This is a genomic window from Micrococcus sp. 2A (genome assembly GCF_039519235.1).
Lineage (GTDB): Bacteria > Actinomycetota > Actinomycetes > Actinomycetales > Micrococcaceae > Micrococcus.
The window spans coordinates 581,018-598,588 of sequence record NZ_CP154351.1; the positions used below are offsets into that span (position 1 = coordinate 581,018).

Here is a 17,571-nt window from a genome sequence, read left to right on the forward strand (position 1 = left end):
CGCTCAGATCCAGCTGCTCATCCACATGCGCCAGCGCCACTGCGGGTAGGGGATGGTCTCGCCGATCCACACGGGCAGGAAGAACAGGGACACGGCGACGGCGAGCGCCACGTACGCGGCGACGATCGCCCCGCCCCAGCGCGGGCCGGGCCGATGGCCGGGGCGCAGCAGCAGGGAGAGGACGAGCACGATCATCAGGATGAGGAAGGGCTCGTAGGCGATCGAGTAGAAGAAGAACATGGTGCGCTCGGGCCACAGGAACCACACGATCTGCCCGGCCACGTAGGCGCCCAGGAGGGCGCCGGCACGCCAGTCGCGGTACCGGACGAGCACGGCCAGGCAGACGAACACGGCCGCCAGGCCGGTCCACCACACGAACGGGTTGGCGATGTCCGTGATGGCCGCCGCGCAGTCCGCGGCGGCGCTCGCGGGACAGCCGCCCTCCCCGGGCTTGCCGCCCTCGTAGTAGTAGCTGACGGGGCGCCCCATGAAGGGCCATGTGTACGGGCTGGCGCCGTAGTCGTGGGGGCTCGTCAGGCTCTCGTGGAACGCCGTGGACTCGAGGTGGTAGTGCACCAGCGAGCGCAGCGGTCCGGGCACCAGCGCCGCCGGCCCCTGCGCCGGGTTCTCCTCCGCCCAGTGCCGGTGGTAGCCGCCGTCGGTCACGAACCAGCCGGTCCACGAGGCCAGGTACGTCAGCGCGCCGCCGCCCACGACGGCCGCGAACGCCAGGAATCCGTCCCGGCGCACGGCCGCGCTGATCCACTGGCGGATGCCTGCGGTCCGGCGGGCCTCCATGTCCCACAGCACCGTGAGCAGGCCGAACACGGCCATGAAGGCCAGCCCGGAGAGCTTCACGGCGCAGCCCGCGCCCAGCAGCAGCCCTGCCAGCAGGCGCCAGGGCCGCCAGCCCAGCCACGGGCCGGTGGCGAGGGGGTCGGGGTGGCCGCGCTCGACGTCGCGGGCGATGCGCGCGGCCAGCTGCCGCCGCCCGTGCACGCGGTCCGCCAGGAGTGCCGCGAAGGCGGCGATCACGAAGAAGGAGAGGAACATGTCCAGCAGGCCGATGCGGGACATCACGATGTGGTGGCCCTCCGTAGCCAGCAGCAGGCCGGCCACCGCGCCGAGGGAGACGGAGCGGAACAGGTGCTGGGCGATCAGCGTGGTGATCAGCACGGAGAGCGTGCCCGCCACCGCCGCGCTGAACCGCCATCCCACGCCGTTGTCCGCGCCGAAGGCCAGCATGCCCAGGCCGATCAGCCACTTGCCCAGCGGCGGGTGGACCACGTAGGCGGGGTCGGGGAGCGGCTCGGCCTCGCCGCGGGCGAAGGCGTCGTTCACGTCCTCCTCCCAGCGGCGCTCGTAGCCGGACTCCAGGAGGGAGTAGGCGTCCTTGGGGTAGTAGGTCTCGTCGAAGATCAGCTGGTCCGGGAAGCCCAGGTTGGTGAAGCGGACGACGGCGGCCAGCGCCGTGACCAGCAGCGGCACGATCCAGTGCCAGCGGGTCAGCGCCGCGTCGGGGACGCCCAGGCGCTCGCGGAGGGCGGGCGCGGAGAACGGCGCGCGACGGGCGGCATGCGCCCCCCGAGGGACGGCAGGGCCGGACGACGGGCGCGAGGCGAGGGCGGAGGCGGGCACGCGCCCATGCTACGGGGGCGGTGCGGCGGGGCGGGGGCCGAGGCTGACGCCTCGACTCAGGTCAAGACGATGGGGAGGGGCTTGCGCACCGGGGCTGGCAGATGGGACGCCGCCCGCGGGATCTGCTCCTTGTGCGGACGAAGGCGGTACTTCACCGCGCCGACGGCGTCGCCCTTCCTCTCCCGCCACGTCCGCTGCCAGCCGCCGAACGGGCTGCGGACCCTCACGTGGTACTTGTCCAGCAACGCCTCCGGCACCAGTTCCTGACCCACGCCCCAGCGCTCGGCGAACCGGGCGATGCCCAGCTCCTTGTCCGGGTATCCCGTGAAGTGCATGACGAACGAATCGGCCAGGGACGTCTCGTAGTAATGGCCTCGCGAGTTGAGCTCCCGGTGCCCGACGATGCGGACGGAGTGCTCGTGACCGCGGGTGCAGATGACCCACCACATCTGGTCCTGGTCTCCGTTCGTGAAGAGCCCGTCGCGGTTGTCATCCCACCAGGCCCGCACCTCGGTGAGGTCCGCCGTGGCCGTCTCCTCCACGATCGCCCGCCCGACCTCGTCGTTGCGGATGAGCATGACGCCCGTGTTGATGCGGGACCAGAACCCATTGGGCTCGAGAGGGCCCTCGGCGATCACCAGGCTGATCCCGTCCCGCTCCGCGTCTGCGATGAGGTCCTGGATGTTTGTGGCCGCGAAGTCCGTGACGAAGGCGTCGTCGTCAAGCCAGACGAGCCAGTCGTACATCGGCAGCAGGCGGCGCAGGATGGAGACCTTGTAGTCGAACTTCGAGCGGATCTCCGGGTCGATGCCCGTCTCCAGTCGGAAGTCCATGCCGTGTTCGCGGGCGTAGATCGCGTGGTTGACGTAGGAGCGCAGGCGGATCTCATCGCCGCCGGAGGTCAGGCAGATGCGCGGGAGGTCATTCATGGTCCGGGGCCTTCCGGCGGCTGAATGGGGCGGGGAGATGCCCCTACGATCTTGACACATGGCACCCCTTCCCCCTGGCTCCGCGGCGGGCTCCTCCGCCGGCCGCCTCGTCCTCGCCGCCACCCCCATCGGCAACCTCGGCGACGCCTCCCAGCGCCTGCGGGACCTGCTCGCCGAGGCCGACGTCATCGCCGCCGAGGACACGCGCACGGCCCGGCGGCTGTGCCAGGGACTCGGCGTGACCCCCGTCGGCCGCCTCATGGCGCACCACGAGCACAACGAGGAGGCCTCCGCGCGGGGGCTGCTGGAGCAGGTGCGTGCCGGCGCGACCGTGGTCATGGTGTCCGATGCCGGCATGCCCACGGTGTCCGACCCGGGCTACCGGCTGGTCGCCGCCGCGGTCGCCGAGGGGATCCCCGTGACGTGCGCGCCCGGGCCGAGTGCGGTCACCACGGCGCTTGCCCTGTCCGGCATGCCCACGGACCGCTTCGCCTTCGACGGCTTCGTCCCCCGCAAGGACGGGGAACGACGGCGATGGCTCACCTCCCTGCTCACCGAGGCGCGCACCGTGGTCGCCTTCGAGTCACCGCAGCGTCTGGCGGACGCGCTGGCCGTCGTCGTGGAGGTCCTCGGTGCGGAGCGGCCGGTGTGCGTGGCCCGCGAGCTCACCAAGCTGCACGAGGAGGTGGTGCGCGGCACCGCGGCCGAGGTCCATGCCTGGGCTGCGGAGCGGCACGCAGGGGAGGGGATCCGCGGGGAGATCGTGCTGGTGGTCGGGCCGCCCGCGCCCGGCGCCGAGGGGGAGTCGTCCGAGGCGGACGCCGTCGCCGAGGTGGCGGTGCTGGTGGAGTCCGGCACACGCCTCAAGGAGGCCGTGGCCGCGGTGGCCGGAGCCCACGGGATGCGGAGCCGGGAGCTCTATCAGGCGGTGCTCGCGGCCCGGGGCTGACACGTCCCCGGCTGCACAGCCAGCAGCGCTTACCGCGTGAACAGTCGATTCACAATGGGCCTCTCAAGCGTGAATGATCACAGCTTCCACGACTCGTCGGTTGCGGCAGGACCGCTACTATGTCAAAGTGCCTCATGCCTGTGGAGGTGCCCCAGGTCCTCAGAAGCGCCACGAAAGGCATTGGCATGGTCAACGAAACTCGAGTGATATCACGTCGGCAAGTAACCAAGGGTGTCACCTGGTCTGTCCCTGCGATCGCTGCCACCGCCGCAGCCCCGGCCTTTGCTGTATCGAACGATGGCGTGGTTGCCGGCGCAACTCTGTACGCGAACCCGCTCATGACGAAGTACGTCCAGGAACAAAACGGTACGACTGCGCTCTATCTGAATGCCACACCGGGTGTGGGTATCCCCGATGCCACGGCCTGCCAATCCGTCCAGAACAAGACGATCTCGATCGTCTACACGGCTCCTGCGGGCATCGTCGACTTCCGCAAGGTCCTGAACGCTCAGCAGGCCGGCACCGTCTACAACACCTACACGAACGGCAGCGTGGGCGACAGCAAGACCTTCTACACGTTGAAGGTCGGAGACCGCTTCACGACCGGCACTAACCCCGCATACTGGGAAGTCACCAAGCTGGCCTCGGACGGGTCCTCCATCACCCTGACGTATTCAGCACCTATTACCGGCTGCTATTACTTCGCACAGCCGTCATTCAATCCCTACTTCTGGGCCAAGGACGTGGCGTCCATGGTCAACCAGGTCCACCTCACTGCGTATATCGGCACGCAGCGTGTCGCGTTCGACACGGGGGCCGCGTCGAACGTCACCTGGTCTGCCGATCGCCTCGAGATTATCGGCCCCACGACGACGAACTGACTCGAGTCTCTCTCAACCCATGTGTCAGCGAGGGGTGGCTGCAGCCTTCTGCAGCCACCCCTCGCTGCATTCATGGGCGTTGCTCCCACCTGCTGGAGCCGCCACGAGCCGAGGGCTCGATGGAGTCGTCGGGTGTTCCACACGGTGACCCAGTCCAGGATCGCGACCTCGATGGGGATCGCGGAGCGCCCTGGTGGCCCGTACTGGTTGCACCAGATCCTGAGCGTGTTCACGCCAACGCCGAGGTGGCGGTGCTGGTGGAGTCCGGCACCCGGCTCAAGGAGGCGGTGGCCGCGGTGGCCGGGGCCCACGGGATGCGGAGCCGGGAGCTCTACCAGGCGGTGCTCGCGGCCCGGGGCTGACACGTCCCGGCTACACAGACGCTCACGCGCGGAGGCACGGCCCCGGGGCCTGGCTAGGATCAGCCGTGGAGCCGCTGCCGACCGCCGCCGGACGGCGTCGGAATACCCGTGGCCGCCCGCCAGTTCCCCTCGAGGACGCGGGGCGTGCCGCCTCCGACCACCGACCCCGAAAGAGGTGCATCATGACCGTTACCGCTGAGCGCGAGAAGGCGCTGCTGGAGTCCGTCCCCACCGGCCTGCTGATCGACGGCGAGTGGCGTGACGCCTCCTCCGGCAAGACCTTCGAGGTGAAGGACCCCGCCACCGGCAAGGTGATCGCCGAGCTGCAGGATGCCAACTCGGACGACGCCATGGCCGCCTTCGACGCCGCGTGCGCCGCGCAGGCCGACTGGGCCCGCACCCCGGCCCGCGAGCGCGCGGACATCCTCCGCCGCGCCTACGACATGATCAACGAGCGCGCCGAGGACTTCGCGCTGCTCATGACCCTCGAGATGGGCAAGCCGCTGGCCGAGGCCCGCGGTGAGGTCGTCTACGGCAACGGGTTCCTCCGCTGGTTCTCCGAGGAGGCCGTCCGCCACTACGGGCGCACCCTCACCATGCCGGAGGGCACCCTGAAGATGCAGGTGCACCACAAGCCGGTCGGCCCGTGCCTGCTCATCACCCCCTGGAACTTCCCGCTGGCCATGGCGACGCGCAAGGTCGGCCCCGCCGTCGCCGCCGGCTGCACCATGGTGCTCAAGGCCGCCAAGCTGACCCCGCTCACCACCCAGCTCTTCGCCCAGGTGATGATGGAGGCCGGCCTGCCCAAGGGCGTCCTCAACGTGGTCTCCGGCTCCTCCGCTTCGGCCATCTCCGGCCCGATCATGCAGGACCCGCGCCTGCGCAAGGTGTCCTTCACCGGCTCCACCCCGGTGGGCGTGCGCCTCATGAAGGACGCCGCGGACAACGTGCTGCGCACCTCCATGGAGCTCGGCGGCAACGCCCCGCTCATCGTCTTCGAGGACGCGGACGTCGACGCCGCCGTCGAGGGCGCCTTCGCCGCCAAGATGCGCAACATGGGCGAGGCCTGCACCGCCGCCAACCGCTTCCTCGTGCACGAGTCCGTGGCCGAGGAGTTCTCGAAGCGCTTCGTCGCCAAGCTGGAAGCCCTCAAGCCCCTGCGCGGCACCGATCCGGAGTCCACGCTCGGCCCGATCATCTCCGAGGACGCCCGCGAGGACATCCACGCGCTCGTCAGCGAGGCCGTCGAGGCCGGTGCAGAGGTGCTCACCGGCGGGCAGAAGATCGAGGGGGACGGCTACTTCTACGCGCCCACCGCGCTGAAGGTCCAGAAGGGCAACCCGATCCTGAAGCAGGAGATCTTCGGCCCCGTGGCCCCGATCGTCACCTTCTCCACGGAGCAGGAGGCCATCGAGATGGCCAACGACACCGAGTACGGCCTGGCCTCCTACCTGTTCACCCGCGACTACACCCGCATGTACCGCGTGGCCGAACAGATCGAGTTCGGCCTCATGGGCTACAACGTGGGCGTCATCTCCAACCCGGCGGCCCCGTTCGGCGGCATGAAGCAGTCCGGCCTCGGCCGCGAGGGCGGCGCCGAGGGCATCGAGGAGTACACCACGGTGCAGTACATCGGCATCGCCGACCCCTACGCGGACGCGCCGGCCCCGGCCGCCCCGCAGGACGGCGCGGTCAACGCCGACTGACCTCTCGCCGAGCGCATGACGCGGCCCGCCGCCCCCGGAATGCACGGGGCGGCGGGCCGCCGTGCCGTTCACGGCCGCCGGGCTATCCTCCGAGGGTGGAAGCCGTGAGGAACCTCGCCCGCCGTGCCGCGCTCGCCGCGGCGGTGCCGGCCGTGACCGCCCTCGACGCCTGGCGCTGCCGGGGCCGGGACACCGCCGACCTCGCCTCCGACGTCACCGTCTGCGTCAAGACGTTCGAGCGGCCGGCCGTCATGGCCCGCTTCGTGCGCAGCACCCGGCGGATCTTCTCCGGGCGGATCGTGGTGGCCGACGACTCCCGCCGTCCGTTCGCCACCGAGGACCCGGGTGTGACGGTGATCGGGCTGCCGTTCAACTCGGGAGTCGCCGTGGGGCGCAACGCCGCCCTGGCCGCGGTGGACACGGAGTTCACGCTCGTGACGGACGACGACATCGTCTTCACCCGGGCCACGGGGTGGGATCAGGCCCTGCAGTACCTGCAGGAGCACCCGGAGGTGGACGCCGTCGCGGCGAGCCTCGTGGAGCTGCCCCGCTGGTACCAGGTGGGCATGGGGGACTCACCCCTCTTCCACGGTGCGGCGCCCGCCACGATCGCCCCGGGAACGCTGATCGGCGGGCTGCCCGTGGTGGCCAAGGCCCCGCAGGTGTACCTGGCGCGCACGGCGTCCCTCCGGAAGGTGGGGTGGGACGAGGACCTCCGCATGGTCGACCACCGGGACTTCTTCTTTCGGGCCAGCGGCACGCTCGTGTTCGTCACGGCGCCGTTCCCCGCGTACCACTCCCGTACCCCGTGGAACCGCTTCTTCACGGAGCATCGGAACGACGTCGAGGGAGACTTCTCACTGCTGCGCCGCAAGTGGAGCGAACGCGCCGCGGCGGGGGCCCCGGTGCGTCCGCGGCCGGCGCCGGTCGGCTCGTTGACGTCCGACCTCTGAGCCGTGCCGTCACGGCCGTGAACCTACAGTGGTGGGCATGACCGACCCGCATGCCCCCCGATCGACTGCCCCGCACTCCGACAACGCGGATCACGAGGCCGGCGTTCCGGTGGCCTATCGGCCGCCCTCGATCTCGGACTCCGTGGCAGCGGACGACGCAGGGACCGGACCCCGCCGCGACGCGCGGGAGGAGAAGTCGGGACGCCGGCGCCGTCTCGAGTACCCGCCCGCCCCGGAGCCGTTGCCGGTGGCCGTGGTGGACAACCACACGCATCTGGACTTCCGGGACGGCCTGGTCCGCGTGGACGTGCATCAGGCCATGGACGCCGCGGAGGCTGTCGGTGTGGTCGGTGCTGTGCAGGTGGGGTGCGACGTCGAGTCGGCCCGCTTCACGGTGGAGGCGATCGAGGCCGAGCCGCGGCTGCTGGGTGCCGTGGCCATCCACCCGAACGACGCCGCCCGGCACGCCGAGCGCGGCGACCTGGACGCGGCGCTCGCGGTGATCGAAGAGCTCGCACGGCACCCCCGGGTGCGCGCGGTGGGGGAGACGGGACTCGACTACTTCCGCACGCAGGACGAAGCGGGCCAGGCAGCTCAGCACGAGGCCTTCCGCTGGCACATCCGCCTGGCCCGCGCCCTCGGCAAGGCGCTGCAGATCCACGACCGGGACGCGCACGACGACGTCGTCCGGATCCTGCTCGAGGAGGAGGCCGACGGCGGCCTGCCGCCCCACGTCGTGTTCCACTGCTTCTCCGGGGGACCCGAACTGGCGCGGACGTGCATCGAGCACGGGTGGCACATGAGCTTCGCCGGGCCCGTCACGTTCAAAGCCAACGACGCGCTGCGCGACGCCCTGCGCCTCGCCCCTGCAGAGCTGGTCCTGGTGGAGACCGACGCCCCCTTCCTCACCCCGCACCCGCACCGCGGTCGACCCAACGCGCCCTACCTGATCCCACTGACCCTGCGGGGCATGGCGGAAACGCGGGGCGAGGACGTGGCTGACCTGGGGCGGGCCGTGATGGCCAACACCACTCGGGTCTACGGCGAGTGCTGATCCAGATACTCCGCCTACGATGGATCGCGTGCTGACCCGATTCCTGAAGAGGCGACTCCCGGACGGGACGCAATACCTGGTGGACCGGGGCATGCGCATCCGCCTGGTGTTCGTCGTCCTGGGCTCCATCGTCGTCGCGCTCCTGGAGATGGCGGCTCTCGCGTCGGTCCTCCCGCTCGTCGACCTCCTGACGGCCGGTCGGCTCTCCACCCCCGTCCTCGTCGACGTGTTCACCGCGTGGGGCGTGGACACGGTCGGGGAGCAGGCGCTGGCTCTCTCGGGGATCATCGTCGCGGCCTTCTTCACCAAGGCCGTGCTCGTCCTCGCCTTCCGCTGGTGGACCATGGGATTCACCAACCGGAACCTGATCGAGACGTCGTCGAAGCTCCTCGCCTACTACCTGCGGGCGGACTACGGGCTCCACCTCACCCGCACGGTCGGCACCCTGGTCAGCAACGTGACCTCCACATCGGGCATGGCCTACACCGGGGTCATCAACGGTGGGGTCACACTCCTCACGGACGTGGTGACACTGGTCGCGGTGGCGATCGTGGTGGGCGTCGCCATGCCCATGACCGCACTCGGCATGGCCGTCTACTTCATGGTGGTGGCCCTCGTCTTGAAGTACTTCATCCGACGCCCTGCCTCGCGGCTCGGCTGGACTCTGGTGGTGACGGGGGAGGCCTCGAACACGGCGGCGCTCCAGGGCCTCGAGAACTACAAGGACGTGAAGATCCGGGGCAACGACTCGGCGTTCCTCAACGCGTACCGCGACGCGCGGACGGAGAACGCCGCAGCCATCCGCCTCAAGATGATCCTCACGATGATGCCGCGCTACGTCCTCGAGGTGGCCTTCGTCGCGGCCATCGCGGCCCTGGTGGCGATCTCCTTCGCCAGTGGCCGCGGTGACCAGGCCTTCGGATCCCTGGCCCTGCTGGCGATGGCCGGCTTCCGGGTTCTCCCCTCCATGGCCTCCATCATGGCCACGAGCAATGAGATCAGGACGTCCTGGCCTGCCTTCGAGCGCACGGTCGCCGAGCTCAAGGACGCACAGCCGGTGCTGGACGCGGCGCGCCGACCGTATGACCGTCTCGACTTCAGGCGCTCCTTGGAGGTACGGGACGCGAGTTTCACCTACCCCGGCAAGGACGAGCCGGTCCTGAAGGACATCGACCTCACCATCCCGTTCGGCTCCTCCTACGCCTTCGTGGGCGGTAGCGGCGCCGGCAAGACCACTCTCATCGACCTGCTGATCGGCTTCCACCACGCGCAGGCCGGCGGCGTGTACGTGGACGGGCAGAAGCTCGATGCGAACCCGCGCGGCTGGTGGGACAACGTGGGGTTCGTCCCGCAGTCCGTCACCGTGGTCAACGGCACCGTGCTGCACAACGTCCTGCTGGACACCGAGGCCGCCGAGACCGTGGACCGCTCCGAGGTGGAGCGCGTCCTCCGCGACGCCCAGCTCGGCGAGTGGCTGGACGCCTTGCCCGACGGCCTGGACACCGTCATCGGCGAGGGCGCCGTCGGCGTCTCCGGCGGCCAGCGCCAGCGCCTCGGCATCGCCCGCGCGCTGTACCGGCGCCCGCGGCTCCTCGTGCTGGACGAGGCGACGTCGGCGCTCGACAACCTCACGGAGCGCCGCGTGACGGACGTGATCCAGGCTCTCAGCGGGAGGATCACCGTGCTGGTGGTGGCCCACCGGCTCTCCACCGTGAAGCACTGCGATCAGATCGTCCTCATGGACCAGGGCCGCATCGCCGGCCAGGGGACCTTCCAGGGACTCCAGGAGACCAGCCCGGAGTTCCGCGAGCTCGTCGAGCTCGGCGACCTGTCCACGTGAGCCGGAGGCGCCCGCCCCTCTCGCGTCCCGCTCCGCCGATAGACTCCCACGCATGACCCAGCACCCCGAGGCGCCCGCGCCGGCCCCGCTCCTCAGCGCAGCGGACGTGCGGCGCATCGCCGCGGAGCTGGACCTGCGCCCCACCAAGCAGTGGGGCCAGAACTTCGTGATCGATCCCAACACCATCCGGCGCATCGTGCAGGCGGCCGGAGTCGGCCCGGAGGAGCACGTGCTGGAGATCGGGCCCGGTCTCGGCTCCCTCACGCTGGGCCTGCTGGACGCCGCGTCCGCGGTCACCGCGGTGGAGATCGACCCGGTGACCGCCGCGCGGCTGCCCCGCACGGTGGCCGACTACCGGCCGGAGGCGGCGGACGCCCTCGCGGTGCTGCACGCGGACGCCATGACCCTCTCCCCGCACGAGCTGGACGCGGTCCGGCCCGCGGCCGCCGGCACGGGCCCCACGGCCCTCGTGGCCAACCTCCCGTACAACGTCGCCGTGCCCGTGCTGCTGCACGCGCTCGCGGTCCTGCCAGGGCTGCGTCACGGACTCGTGATGGTGCAGGACGAGGTCGCGGACCGCCTCGCCGCCCCGCCCGGCTCCCGGGTCTACGGCGTCCCCTCCGCCAAGGCCGCCTGGTACGCGGACGTCCGCAAGGCCGGCGTGATCGGCACGCAGGTGTTCTGGCCCGCCCCGCGCATCCACTCCGGCCTCGTCGCCTTCACACGCCGCGAGCCCCCGGTCTCGGACGTCGACCGCCAGGACGTGTTCGCCGCGGTGGACGCCGCGTTCTCCCAGCGCCGCAAGACCCTGCGGGCCGCCCTCGCGAGCTGGGCCGGCACGCCGGCGCTCGCGGAGGAGGCGCTCCGCGCCGCCGGCGTGGACCCCCGCGCGCGGGGCGAGCAGCTGGACATCGCCGCCTTCGCGCGCATCGCGCGGCACCGCCCTGCGGCAGGGGAGGCCCGCCCGTGAGCCAGGACCCCACCGCCCGCCACGTCACGGCCACCGCCCCCGGCAAGGTCAACCTGTCCCTGCGGGTCGGCCCGCCCGGCCTGGACGGCTACCACCCGGTGGCCACCGTGTACCTCGCCGTCAGCCTGCGGGAGACCGTCACAGCCATCGTCCGCCCGGACGCCCGGATCACGGTCGCCCCGTCGCAGCGCCAGGTGAGCCTCGTGGACACCGCGGACGTGCCGTGGGACGAGCGCAACCTCGCCCATCGGGCGGCCGTCCACCTCCGGGAGACCCTCGGCCTGGAGCCGGACACCCACGGCGTGGACCTCGAGGTCGCCAAGCAGGTGCCCGTGGCCGGAGGCATGGGCGGCGGCTCCGCGGACGCGGCCGCCGCACTCCTCGCGTGCGCCGCCCTGTGGGAGACGGGTCTGACCCGCAGCCAGCTCGCCGAGATCGCGGCCCCCCTCGGCGCGGACGTGCCGTTCGCCGTCATGGGCGGCGCCGCCGTCGGGCTGGGCACCGGAGCGGACCTCACCCCCGTGGCAGCGCGCCGCCCCGTGCACCTCGTGCTCGTGCCGGCCGACGCCGGACTCTCCACTCCCGTGGTGTTCCGCACCCTGGACGAGCTGCGCCGAGACGGCGTCCTGACGGATGCCGCCGGGGCACCGGAGGTCAACCAGGACGTGCTGCGCGCGCTCACCGCCGCGGACCCGCTCGCCCTCGCCACCGCGATGGACAACGACCTCCAGACCCCGGCGGTCGCCCTGTTCCCGGACCTCTCGGACATGCTCGACCTGGGCCTGGACGAGGGGGCCCTGGGCGGCATGGTCTCCGGCTCCGGGCCCACCCTGCTCTTCGTGACGCACACGGAGCAGGACGCCCTGCGCCTGGCCACGGCCATCCAGGAGCGCACCGGCGTGGACGCCCTGCCCGTGCGCGGCCCCGTCCCCGGGTCCCACGTGCTCTGACGCTCCGCGCGCCTCTGCTCTCGCCCCCCCCGCACCCGCCTCTCCCCGCCTCCTTCCGGAAGGACCTCCACCCCATGGCCCACCTGCTCGGCGCCGAGAACATCGGCATCGCCTTCGGCACCCGCACCATCCTCGAGGGGCTCTCCCTGGGGGTGGACGAGGGCGACCGCATCGGCCTGGTGGGCCGCAACGGCGACGGCAAGTCCACCCTCCTGCGCATCCTCGCCGGCCTGCAGACGCCGGACTCCGGGCGCGTCACCCGGCGTGGAGGGGTGCGCGTGGGCGTGCTGGACCAGCAGGACCGCCTGGACCCGGAGGACACGGTGCGCCACGCCGTCGTCGGGGACGTGGACGACCACGTGTGGGCCTCGGACCCCACGATCCGGGACGTCCTCGGCGGCCTCCTCACGGGCCTGGACCTCGAGCAGAGGGTCGAGGGCCTCTCCGGCGGGCAGCGCCGCCGCGTCGCGCTCGCCCGGCTCCTCGCGGGCGACGACGACGTGGTCTTCCTCGACGAGCCCACCAACCACCTCGACGTGGAGGGCGTGGCCTGGCTTGCCCAGCACCTGAACTCCCGCTGGCGGCCCACCGACGGCGGCCTCGTGATCGTGACCCACGACCGCTGGTTCCTCGACGCCGTGTGCACGCGCACGTGGGAGGTCCACGACGCCACCGTGGACCCCTTCGACGGCGGCTACGCGGCCTGGGTGCTCGCGCGCGCGGAGCGCGCCCGCCAGAGCGCCGTGGTGGAGCAGAAGCGCCAGCAGCTCATGAAGAAGGAGCTGGCCTGGCTGCGCCGTGGTGCCCCGGCCCGCACCGCCAAGCCCAAGTTCCGCATCGAGGCCGCCAACGCGATCATCGCGGACGTGCCGGAGCCGCGGGACTCCGTCTCCCTCGCCAAGACCGCCACGGCACGCCTGGGCAAGGACGTGCTGGACCTCGAGGACGTGAGCCTGACCCTGGGGGACAAGCGGATCCTCGCGGACGTCACCCTGCGCCTCGCCCCCGGCGAGCGCCTCGGGATCGTGGGCGTCAACGGCGCGGGCAAGTCCACGCTCCTGCGCCTCCTCGACGGCAGGCTGGCCCCGGACTCCGGGAAGATCAAGCGCGGCAAGACCGTGGTCACCGCCACTCTCACGCAGGACGTGAAGGAGCTGGACGAGGTCTCCCACCTGCGCGTGGCCGAGGTGATGGCACGCGAGGGAACCACATTCCAGGTGGGCGGCAAGGACGTCTCCGCGGGGCAGCTGCTGGAGCAGCTCGGGTTCGGTCCCACCCGTCAGTGGACCCGCGTGGACGAGCTCTCCGGCGGCGAGCGGCGCCGTCTGCAGCTGCTGCGCCTGCTCGTGGGGGAGCCCAACGTCCTCATGCTGGACGAGCCCACCAACGACCTGGACACGGACACCCTGGCCGCCGTGGAGGACGTCCTGGACGGCTGGCCGGGCACGCTCGTCGTCGTCTCGCACGACCGCTACCTCCTCGAGCGCGTCACCGACCACCAGATCGCCCTGCTGGGGGACGGGAAGGTGCGCGGCCTGCCCGGCGGCGTGGAGCAGTACCTCGAGCTGCGCGCCGCCATGGAGGACGGCGCCGCGGCCCCGGCGGGCTCCGGTGCGCCGTCGCGGGGGCGGAACAACGCCGTCGGCACGTGCGCAGGGATGGGAAACCCGAGGTCGGCTGCCGCCTCCGGCGGCTCCGAGGCGGAGCGCCGCCAGGCGCGCAAGGACATGGCCAGGATCGAGCGGCAGATGGACCGGCTGCGCGAGAAGCGCGCCCGGCTGGACGCCCGCATGGCCGAACTCGGCCAGGCCCAGGAGTTCGACGGGCTGTCGGCCGTCTCCGCCGAGGTGCGCGACGTGGACGCTCAGCTCGAGGTCCTCGAGGAGGAGTGGCTGGCCGCCGCAGAACTCGAGGGCTGATCCGGGCGGGTGCTGCACCACTGCAGCACAGGATCCGCTGTGCGGAGGGGAACGCTCCGTCTATGATTCTTCAGGAACCTGCGTCATACGGCGAAACACGGAGTGAGGAGTCGAGACAGGTGCCTGATACCAACGCAGCGCCGCCTGCCCCCTCGGGGCTGTCGGCCGGCGCCACGGTCCGACGCCGCGTCCTCGGTGCCCCCTGGGAGCAGGGGCTGCCGCGACTCGTGCTCCTCGTGGACGTGCTGGCCGTGGTGCTGGCCACGTTCCTCTCCGCCGAACTGCGCTTCGGTACCGCCGGTCTCGAGCCGATCCCCGGCCTGGACGCCGTGAACTACGGGATCATCAGCGTGGTCCTGAGCGTCCTGTGGGTGCTCACGCTGGGGGTGGAGGGCGCCCGGGACATCCGCATCCTCAGCGTCGGCGCGGAGGAGTACAAACGGGTCCTGCGCGCCACGCTCCACCTCTTCGGCGTGGTGGCCATCGTGGCCTTCGCCGCGGGCCTCGAGGTGGCCCGCGGCTACATCGCCCTCGCCCTTCCCCTGGGCGTCCTGCTCCTGCTGATCGGCAGGTTCGTGGTGCGCGGCTGGGTGGCCCGCCGGCGCCAGGCGGGCGCGTTCCGCCGTCGCCTGCTGCTGGTGGGCGGCCCGCGGGCCGTCCAGCACGTGTTCGACGCGCTCGACTCGGAGGCCGGTGCCGGCTACGCGCCCGTGGCCGCGCTGCTGCCCGGCTACAAGCCGCGCGCGGCGGGATGGCTGCCCATTCCCGTCCGCACGGACGTGGAGGGCGTGGCCGAGGTGGTCGCCCAGGTGGAGGCCCTGGAGATCGACGCGGTGGTGATCACCTCGGGCCACCCCTTCGTGCCGAGCGACGTCCGGCAGCTGGGCTGGGAGCTGCAGGAGCGCGGGGTCTCCCTCATCATGGCCCCCGCCCTGCTGGACGTGGCCGGGCCCCGGCTGCACACGCAGCCGCTGGCCGGCCTGCCGCTGATCCACCTCTCCACCCCTCGCCTGGCGCCGGGCAAGGCATTCACCAAGCGGGCCTTCGACCTGGTCGCCGCGTGCCTGGGCCTCGTCGTCATCTCCCCGCTGCTGCTGGCCGTCGCCATCGCCGTGAAGGCGACCGACGGCGGCCCCGTCCTCTTCCGTCAGGAGCGCATCGGCCTGGGGGGCGTCCCGTTCACCATGCTCAAGTTCCGTTCCATGGTGGCGGACGCGGAGGAGGTCAAGGCGCAGCTGGAGTCCGACTCCGGCGAGGGCAACGTGCTGTTCAAGATGAAGGACGATCCGCGCATCACGAAGGTGGGCAAGGTCATCCGGCGCACGAGCATCGACGAGCTGCCCCAGCTGGTGAACGTGGTGAAGGGGGACATGTCCCTCGTGGGTCCCCGGCCGCACCTGGCGCACGAGGTGGAGCAGTACGAGGAGCACGTGCACCGCCGCTTCCTGGTGCAGCCCGGCATCACGGGCCTGTGGCAGGTCTCCGGGCGCTCGGACCTCTCGTGGGAGGACGCCGTGCGCCTGGACCTGTACTACGTGGAGAACTGGTCCATCCTGGGGGACATGGTGATCCTCGCCCGCACCGCCCGTGCGGTGGTGGCCGCCGAGGGCGCCTACTGAGCCTGTGGAAGAATGAGCCGTCGTCGCGCCCGGCGTGGGCCGTGACGCTCCGCCCTGGTGTAATGGCAGCACGCCGGCCTTTGGAGCCGTGCAGTCTAGGTTCGAATCCTAGGGGCGGAACGCCCGCACCCTGACCGGGAGCGCGGCACGCCCCGCTTCCCCGAGCATCAGGAGCCCCGCGCATGACGCAGCCTGCCGTCCGTCCCTCCGCCGTGATCGTGCTGGCCGCCGGCCAGGGCACCCGCATGAAGTCGGCCACGCCGAAGATCATGCACGCCATCGGCGGCCGCTCGCTCGTGGGCCACGCGCTCGCCGCCGCGCAGTCGCTGCAGCCGGAGCACCTCGTGGCCGTCGTGCGCCACGAGCGGGACCGCGTGGCCGAGCACATCGAGGGCGTTGCGCAGGACCTGGGCATCACCGGCCTCGCGATCGCGGACCAGGACGAGGTGCCGGGCACCGGCCGTGCCGTCGAGCTCGGCCTCGCCGCCCTGCCGGGGGACCTCGCGGGCACCGTGGTGGTCACGTACGGCGACGTCCCGCTGCTCACCCCGGAGACCCTCGCGGACCTCGTGGCCACCCACGAGGCGGACGGCAACGCCGTCACCGTGCTCACCGCCACCCTCGAGGACGCCACCGGCTACGGGCGCATCGTCCGCGACGCGGAGGGCCTCGTGGAGCGCATCATGGAGCACAAGGACGCCCTGGCCCACGCCGCGTCCACCGGCGACTCCTCCTTCGTGGAGATCGCCGAGGTCAACTCCGGCATCTACGCCTTCGACGCCGCCCTGCTGCGGCGCACCCTCCCGCTGCTCTCCACGGAGAACGTGCAGGGCGAGAAGTACCTCACCGACGTGCTGGGCATGGCTCGCGCCGAGGGCGGCCGCGTGGCCTCCGTGGGCACGGAGGACGTGTGGGAGGTGGAGGGGGCCAACGACCGCCGCCAGCTCTCCGACCTCGGCCGCCAGCTCAACGACCGCGTGCTGCGCCGCTGGATGAAGGAGGGCGTCACCGTCGTGGACCCGTCCTCCACCTGGGTCGACGTCACCGTCACGCTCGCCTCGGACGTCACCCTCAAGCCCGGCACGCAGCTCCACGGCACCACCACGGTGGCCACCGGAGCGGTCGTCGGACCGGACTCCACGCTCACCGACACCCGCGTGGGGGAGCGCGCCACCGTCAAGCGCACCGACGCCACCGAAGCCCTGATCGGTGACGACGCCTCCGTCGGCCCGTTCACCTACCTGCGCCCGGGCACGGTGCTGGGGGAGGACGGCAAGATCGGCGCGTTCTACGAGACCAAGAAGGTCACCGTGGGCCGCGGCGCCAAGCTCTCCCACCTCGGCTACGCGGGGGACGCGGAGATCGGCGAGTACACCAACATCGGCTGCGGCAACATCACCGCCAACTACGACGGCGTGAACAAGCACCGCACCGTGATCGGCGCCCACGTGCGCACCGGCTCCAACACCGTGTTCACCGCACCGGTGACCATGGGCGACGGCGCCTACACCGGCGCCGGCGCCGTGGTGCGCGAGGACGTGCCCGCCGGAGCGCTGGCCCTGAACGCGGTGAGCCAGCGGACCATCGAGGGCTGGGTCACCTCCCGCCGGCCCGGTACCTCCTCGGCGCAGGCCGCCGAGGCCGCCGGAACGGGGACCGACGCGGATCAGCGCGGCGGCGCGGGCGCCTGAGCGGGCGCTCGGCCTGGGCGCACACGCCTAGGATGGGAGGCAGGATCAGCGCGGGGGGCGCCTGGCAGGCACAAGCAGCGAGCAGTGGCCGCGGATCCGCGGCCACGGAG

The 17,571-nt window shown here is 71.8% G+C and carries 13 protein-coding genes, 1 tRNA gene and 1 pseudogene; 13 read left to right on the top strand and 2 right to left on the bottom strand.

What is annotated here, in order from left to right; genetic code table 11:
- Positions 1 to 3: 3 nt before the first annotated feature.
- Both AAG742_RS02720 and AAG742_RS02725 read right to left on the bottom strand, forming a co-directional pair.
- Positions 4 to 1,638 (bottom strand): phospholipid carrier-dependent glycosyltransferase, encoded by a 1,635-nt coding sequence (locus tag AAG742_RS02720; protein WP_343282258.1) that lies wholly within the window; start codon positions 1,636 to 1,638, stop codon positions 4 to 6.
- Between the two features lie 56 nt (positions 1,639 to 1,694).
- Positions 1,695 to 2,567 carry a hypothetical protein gene (locus AAG742_RS02725; protein ID WP_343282259.1) on the bottom strand — a complete coding sequence of 291 codons (873 nt, stop codon included), beginning with the start codon at positions 2,565 to 2,567 and terminating at the stop codon, positions 1,695 to 1,697.
- Between the two features lie 58 nt (positions 2,568 to 2,625).
- Here AAG742_RS02725 and rsmI point away from each other — a divergent pair, with 58 nt between their 5' ends.
- The 13 genes and pseudogenes from rsmI (at position 2,626) to glmU (ending at position 17,461) form a co-directional block, all read left to right on the top strand.
- Positions 2,626 to 3,516, top strand: a complete 891-nt coding sequence (gene rsmI / locus AAG742_RS02730) for a 16S rRNA (cytidine(1402)-2'-O)-methyltransferase (RefSeq protein WP_298985653.1) — start codon at positions 2,626 to 2,628, stop codon at positions 3,514 to 3,516.
- A 134-nt stretch (positions 3,517 to 3,650) separates the two neighbouring features.
- On the top strand, positions 3,651 to 4,397 hold the full coding sequence (locus AAG742_RS02735) for a hypothetical protein (RefSeq protein ID WP_298985655.1): 747 nt from the start codon (positions 3,651 to 3,653) through the stop codon (positions 4,395 to 4,397).
- A 233-nt stretch (positions 4,398 to 4,630) separates the two neighbouring features.
- A pseudogene (locus tag AAG742_RS02740) lies at positions 4,631 to 4,759 on the top strand (16S rRNA (cytidine(1402)-2'-O)-methyltransferase); the annotation flags it as partial.
- 182 nt (positions 4,760 to 4,941) lie between these two features.
- The gene (locus AAG742_RS02745; protein ID WP_343282260.1) at positions 4,942 to 6,465 is read left to right on the top strand and encodes an NAD-dependent succinate-semialdehyde dehydrogenase; all 1,524 of its coding nucleotides are present in this window, start codon (positions 4,942 to 4,944) and stop codon (positions 6,463 to 6,465) included.
- A gap of 95 nt (positions 6,466 to 6,560) precedes the next feature.
- Positions 6,561 to 7,418 carry a glycosyltransferase gene (locus tag AAG742_RS02750; RefSeq protein ID WP_343282261.1) on the top strand — a complete coding sequence of 286 codons (858 nt, stop codon included), beginning with the start codon at positions 6,561 to 6,563 and terminating at the stop codon, positions 7,416 to 7,418.
- A 37-nt stretch (positions 7,419 to 7,455) separates the two neighbouring features.
- Positions 7,456 to 8,472 (top strand): TatD family hydrolase, encoded by a 1,017-nt coding sequence (locus AAG742_RS02755; protein WP_343282262.1) that lies wholly within the window; start codon positions 7,456 to 7,458, stop codon positions 8,470 to 8,472.
- Between the two features lie 19 nt (positions 8,473 to 8,491).
- Entirely contained in the window at positions 8,492 to 10,312 is a 1,821-nt protein-coding gene (locus AAG742_RS02760; RefSeq protein WP_298714137.1) for an ABC transporter ATP-binding protein, read from the top strand.
- A gap of 52 nt (positions 10,313 to 10,364) precedes the next feature.
- Entirely contained in the window at positions 10,365 to 11,282 is a 918-nt protein-coding gene (rsmA, locus tag AAG742_RS02765; RefSeq protein WP_298714140.1) for a 16S rRNA (adenine(1518)-N(6)/adenine(1519)-N(6))-dimethyltransferase RsmA, read from the top strand.
- Positions 11,279 to 12,232, top strand: a complete 954-nt coding sequence (locus AAG742_RS02770; protein WP_298714144.1) for a 4-(cytidine 5'-diphospho)-2-C-methyl-D-erythritol kinase — start codon at positions 11,279 to 11,281, stop codon at positions 12,230 to 12,232. Before rsmA ends, AAG742_RS02770 begins: the two co-directional genes overlap by 4 nt.
- A 74-nt stretch (positions 12,233 to 12,306) precedes the next feature.
- Positions 12,307 to 14,151, top strand: a complete 1,845-nt coding sequence (locus AAG742_RS02775; RefSeq protein WP_298714145.1) for an ABC-F family ATP-binding cassette domain-containing protein — start codon at positions 12,307 to 12,309, stop codon at positions 14,149 to 14,151.
- Positions 14,152 to 14,270: 119 nt separating this feature from the next.
- Complete coding sequence (locus AAG742_RS02780) at positions 14,271 to 15,770, top strand: sugar transferase (protein WP_298714148.1); 1,500 nt, start codon at positions 14,271 to 14,273, stop codon at positions 15,768 to 15,770.
- 48 nt (positions 15,771 to 15,818) lie between these two features.
- Positions 15,819 to 15,890: transfer RNA gene (locus AAG742_RS02785), tRNA-Gln, on the top strand.
- Between the two features lie 62 nt (positions 15,891 to 15,952).
- Positions 15,953 to 17,461, top strand: coding sequence for a bifunctional UDP-N-acetylglucosamine diphosphorylase/glucosamine-1-phosphate N-acetyltransferase GlmU (glmU, locus tag AAG742_RS02790; RefSeq protein ID WP_343282263.1), 1,509 nt, complete (start codon positions 15,953 to 15,955; stop codon positions 17,459 to 17,461).
- The last annotated feature ends 110 nt before the right edge of the window (positions 17,462 to 17,571 follow it).

Excerpts from the sequence above, each read along its gene's own strand:
- AAG742_RS02760 (WP_298714137.1), top strand. The coding sequence starts at position 8,492 with ATGGATCGCGTGCTGACCCGATTCCTGAAGAGGCGACTCCCGGACGGG.
- glmU (WP_343282263.1), top strand. The coding sequence starts at position 15,953 with ATGACGCAGCCTGCCGTCCGTCCCTCCGCCGTGATCGTGCTGGCCGCC.
- rsmI (WP_298985653.1), top strand. The coding sequence starts at position 2,626 with ATGGCACCCCTTCCCCCTGGCTCCGCGGCGGGCTCCTCCGCCGGCCGC.
- AAG742_RS02725 (WP_343282259.1), bottom strand. The coding sequence starts at position 2,567 with ATGAATGACCTCCCGCGCATCTGCCTGACCTCCGGCGGCGATGAGATC.
- AAG742_RS02745 (WP_343282260.1), top strand. The coding sequence starts at position 4,942 with ATGACCGTTACCGCTGAGCGCGAGAAGGCGCTGCTGGAGTCCGTCCCC.
- rsmA (WP_298714140.1), top strand. The coding sequence starts at position 10,365 with ATGACCCAGCACCCCGAGGCGCCCGCGCCGGCCCCGCTCCTCAGCGCA.
- AAG742_RS02775 (WP_298714145.1), top strand. The coding sequence starts at position 12,307 with ATGGCCCACCTGCTCGGCGCCGAGAACATCGGCATCGCCTTCGGCACC.
- AAG742_RS02735 (WP_298985655.1), top strand. The coding sequence starts at position 3,651 with ATGCCTGTGGAGGTGCCCCAGGTCCTCAGAAGCGCCACGAAAGGCATT.
- AAG742_RS02755 (WP_343282262.1), top strand. The coding sequence starts at position 7,456 with ATGACCGACCCGCATGCCCCCCGATCGACTGCCCCGCACTCCGACAAC.